Source organism: Ensifer sp. ENS09 (assembly GCF_014852425.1).
Taxonomy (GTDB): domain Bacteria; phylum Pseudomonadota; class Alphaproteobacteria; order Rhizobiales; family Rhizobiaceae; genus Ensifer.
This window is the reverse complement of record NZ_JACVBP010000013.1, coordinates 1-2,477: the sequence shown is the minus strand read 5'-3', so window position 1 is coordinate 2,477 and position 2,477 is coordinate 1. Positions and strand designations below refer to the sequence as shown.

Below are 2,477 nucleotides of genomic sequence, written 5' to 3'. Positions count from 1 at the left end.
TGTGTTCCGGCGTGCAAATTTGACCCCCTTGGCGGGGTAATCGGCGTCCAATTTTGACCCCCCTCAGATTTCATCTGACCATCCGGCTTTTTGCGGCGGATGGAGCGGGAGTTGAAGCGAGTGGATACGATTGCGCGTGTTCGACGGGCCTTCCATGTGCAGGGCTGGTCGATGAAGAAGATCGTCCGGGAACTCCACGTGTCGCGCAACACGGTACGCAAGATACTGCGCTCCGACGAGACCGATTTTACCTATGAACGGGCACGACAACCGCTGCCAAGGATCGGAGCGTGGAAGGCCGAGATCGAGCGGTTTCTGACAGCCAATGAGGGCAAGCCGTCGCGTGAGCGGCTGACGCTGATCCGGATTTACGAGGAGGTCCGGGCACTCGGTTACGATGGCAGCTATGATGCGATCCGGCGATATGCCAAGACTTGGGCGAAGAACCGGGGAGCCGTGACGGCGGAAGCCTATGTGCCGCTCTACTACGCGCCAGGTGAGGCATACCAGTTCGACTGGAGCCACGAGATCATTCTGATCAACGGCGTGACGACGACTGTGAAGGTCGCCGGCTCTGCCACAGCCGGATGATGTTCGTCCGGGCCTACATGCGCGAGAGCCAGGAGATGGTGTTCGACGCGCATGACAAGGCCTTCGCCTTCTTCCGGGGCACCTGCACACGGGGCATCTACGACAACATGAAGACGGCGGTCGAAGCCGTGTTCGTTGGCAAGGAGAGGCAATACAATCGCCGCTTCCTGCTGATGTGCAGCCACTATCTCGTTCATCCCGTTGCCTGCACGCCCGCATCCGGCTGGGAGAAGGGCCAGGTCGAGAACCAGGTTGGCCTGGTGCGCGAACGCTTCTTCACCCCACGCCTTCGGGTCAAGAGCCTGGAAGAGCTGAACGTCTGGCTGCTCGATAAATGCATCGCCTACGCCAAGGCACACCGCCATCCCGAGCAGACCGAGCGGATGATCTGGCAGATGTTCGAGGCGGAACGCGGCAGCCTCGTGCATTACGTCGGGCCGTTCGACGGTTTCCATTGCGTCCCGGCCTCGGTGTCGAAGACCTGCACGGTCCGCTTCGACAACAATAAATACTCCGTCCTCTCAACGGCGGTCGGCCGTCCTGTCGAGGTTCATGCCTATGCCGAGAAGATCGTGATCCGGCAGGATGGTGTGAACGTCGGTGAGCATCCTCGTTGTTTTGGCCGTGGCGAGACGGTCTACGATCCCTGGCATTATGTCCCTGTTCTGGCTCGCAAACCCGGAGCTTTGCGCAACGGTGCGCCGTTCCGCGAATGGGTTCTGCCCGCAGCCATGGAGAAAGTCCGCCGGCGGCTGAAGAGCGTCCATGACGGTGATCGGCAAATGGTCACCATCCTCGGCTGCGTTCCCACCGACGGTCTGGCGGCGGTCGATGCTGCCTGCCAGGAGGCTTTGGAGCAAGGCGTCTGCTCGGCCCCGGTGATCCTCAACATTTTGGCCCGCAGCCGTGATCCGGCTCCGGCCGCAACCCTGCAAACCCCGGATGCGCTGCGGTTGACCCATGAACCGGTCGCCGACTGCGCACGCTATGACAGCCTCAGGAGGGCAAGCTGATGGAACGTACACAGGTTCTCGAACTGATGAGCACGCTGAAGCTCTATGGAATGCGCAGCGCTTACGACGAGGTCATGGGCAACGGCATCAAACGGCAGCACGAACCGCCGCGCATCGTCGGTGATCTCCTGCAGTCGGAGATCGCCGAGAAGCAGGCCCGCTCCATTCGCTACCAACTCAGCATCGCCAAGCTGCCGCTCGCCAAGGACATCGACGACTTCGACTTCACCAATACGCCGGTCAATGAATCCCTGGTGCGGGAGCTGTCGACCGGCACCTTCGTCGCTGATCAGCGCAACGTCGTCCTCGTCGGCGGCACGGGAACCGGAAAGAGCCACCTCGCCATTGCAATTGCCCGTGCACTGATCCGCAACGGAACACGCGGGCGCTTCTTCAATGTCGTCGACCTGGTCAATCGGCTGGAAACGGAAACGCGCAGCGGTAAGCAGGGGCGGACGGCCGACTATCTCAACCGTCTCGACTTCATCATCCTCGATGAACTCGGCTATCTGCCATTTGCCCAGGCAGGCGGCCAACTGCTGTTCCATCTGATCAGCAGGCTCTACGAGCGCACCTCGATCATCGTCACCACGAACCTGGCCTTTGGAGAATGGCCGACAGTGTTCGGCGACGCCAAAATGACGACGGCGCTCCTCGACCGCCTGACCCACCACTGCGAGATCGTCGAAACCGGGAACGAGTCCTGGCGCTTCAAGAACCGCTCTCAAAGCTAAAGCCGAAGATGCCCATCACCCGCACTTGGCCTACCCTCTGCATCCCCGGCCAGCGCCGGGCAGGCCAAGCGCTGATCTACATCACCAGGGGGTCAAAATTGGATGCCGATAAGGGGTGAATTTTGGACGCTGATTGACA

The 2,477-nt window shown here is 60.8% G+C and carries 1 protein-coding gene and 1 pseudogene; both read left to right on the top strand.

From position 1 onward, the window contains the following. Positions 1–111: 111 nt before the first annotated feature. Positions 112–1,728: pseudogene (gene istA / locus IB267_RS33005) on the top strand (IS21 family transposase). Then, positions 1,631–2,338 carry an IS21-like element helper ATPase IstB gene (gene istB / locus IB267_RS33000; protein ID WP_371742698.1) on the top strand — a complete coding sequence of 236 codons (708 nt, stop codon included), beginning with the start codon at positions 1,631–1,633 and terminating at the stop codon, positions 2,336–2,338. The pseudogene istA and the gene istB overlap by 98 nt, the downstream one beginning before the upstream one ends. Positions 2,339–2,477 lie beyond the last annotated feature (139 nt).